The following is a 1,839-nucleotide window of genomic DNA, read 5'->3' on the forward strand; positions in this document are numbered from 1 at the left end:
CGGGCGAGCGCCGGCGGCACCGCGCGCTCCTCCGGGATCAGCAGCAGGCCGAGGCGGCGCAGCCCGACCCCGATCGAGCGCCGCGCCGTCAGCGCCGCCAGCGGGATGGAGAGCGCCAGGCCCAGCACCACCGGCGACATCCACAGCGCCAGATAGGGCGAGACCAGCCAGGCGGCGCCGCCGAAGAGCAGGCCGAAGACGGTGTGCTTCCAGTAGAGCCGCGCCACCTGGCCGAAGGGCACGCTGCCATCGTCGCGCTTCTGCGCGTTCCAGCCGGAATCGCGGCCGAGCAGGATGGCGCCGACATCGACCGACTGGGTCAGCATGGTGACCGGCGCCAGCAGCCCGGCCACCAGCGTCTCCACCAGCATCGACAGGAAGGACCGGATGGCGCCGCCGCTGCCGCGCCGGTCGCGGGCGTGGAACAGCATGGCGAACCAGGCCATCAGCTTGGGCGCCAGCAGCAGCGCCATGGTGCCGATGAACACCCACATGGCGCGCACCGGGTCGACCACCGGCCAGGCCGGGAACAGGGTCGGGCCGGCGGGGAAGTATTCCGGGCGGATGAAGCGCGCCTGGATCGCCATCAGCACGCCGGCGCCGAGGAAGACCAGCCAGATCGGCGCGGTGATGTAGCTGCCGATGCCGGTCAGCAGGTGCAGCCGGCTGACCCAGTGCAGGCCGCGCGCCGGCAGCACCGCGGCGTGCTGGAGGTTGCCCTGGCACCAGCGCCGGTCGCGGATGGCGAGGTCCATCAACGAGGGCGGGCTTTCCTCGTAGCTGCCGCGCAGCCAGGGCACCATGTGGACCGCCCAGCCGGCGCGGCGCAGCAGCGCCGCCTCGACGAAGTCGTGGCTGAGGATGTGGCCGCCGAAGGGCTTGCGGCCGGAAAGCTCCGGCAGGCCGGCGGCGCTGGCGAAGGCCTCGGTGCGGATGATGGCGTTGTGGCCCCAGTAATTGCCTTCCGTGCCGTGCCACCAGGCGATGCCCTCGGCGATCAGCGGGCCATAGACGCGGCCGGCGAATTGCTGCATCCGCGCGAACAGCGTGTTGCCGCCGGCGATGATCGGCAGGGTCTGGATCAGCCCGACATCCGGGTGCCGCGCCATGGCGTCGGCCAGGCGCAGGATGATGTCGGATTCCATGACGCTGTCGGCATCCAGCACCAGCATCTGCGGATAGGCGGCGCCCCAGCGCCGCACCCAGTCGGCGATGTTGCCGGCCTTGCGCTCGATGTTCTTGGCCCGCCTGCGGTAGAAGATGCGCGGCGGATGGCCGAGCTGCGCCGCCACGCGCTCGCGCAGCGCCAGATAGGCCGCCTCCTCGGCGATCCAGGCCTCGGGCTGGGTGGTGTCGCTCAGGATGAAGATGTCGAAGCGGTCCAGCGCGCCGGCCGCCGCCAGCTCCTCGTGCATCGCCTGCAGCGCGGCCATGATGCGCGCCGGGTCCTCGTTGTAGCAGGGCATCAGCAGCGCGGTGCGGGCCTCCGGCAGCGGCGCCGGCCCGTCGGGCGCGATGCCCAGCCGCCGGTCCGGCCCCAGCAGCAGGCGGATGAAGCCGCAGAGCGCGCTGGTGAAGGACAGCGCGATCCAGGCGAAGAGCACGACGAACAGCACCAGCACGAAGGCCTGCAGCGGCGTCGGCTGGCCGCTGTTCAGCACCAGCCACATCTCATGCGCGGCGAAGCCGGTGAGCAGGATGGCGCCGCCGATCACCAGCAGCCGGCGCAGCCACAGCCCGCCGGGGCGCGAGGGCAGGCCGCCCTGCCGCCGCTGGGGACGCGCCCGCAGCGACTGCACCGGCATCTCCAGCGGCGCCTCGGGCGGCAGATGCGCGGCC

At 72.7% G+C, this 1,839-nt stretch carries 1 protein-coding gene; it reads right to left on the reverse strand.

Annotated features, from left to right (window positions below):
• Positions 1-1,829 (reverse strand): glucans biosynthesis glucosyltransferase MdoH (gene mdoH, locus HMPREF0731_RS20480; RefSeq protein ID WP_245538374.1); only part of this gene is annotated, 1,829 nt, incomplete at its 3' end.
• Positions 1,830-1,839: the final 10 nt, after the last annotated feature.

The organism is Pseudoroseomonas cervicalis ATCC 49957 (genome assembly GCF_000164635.1).
In the GTDB taxonomy this organism is placed as follows: Bacteria; Pseudomonadota; Alphaproteobacteria; order Acetobacterales; family Acetobacteraceae; genus Pseudoroseomonas; species Pseudoroseomonas cervicalis.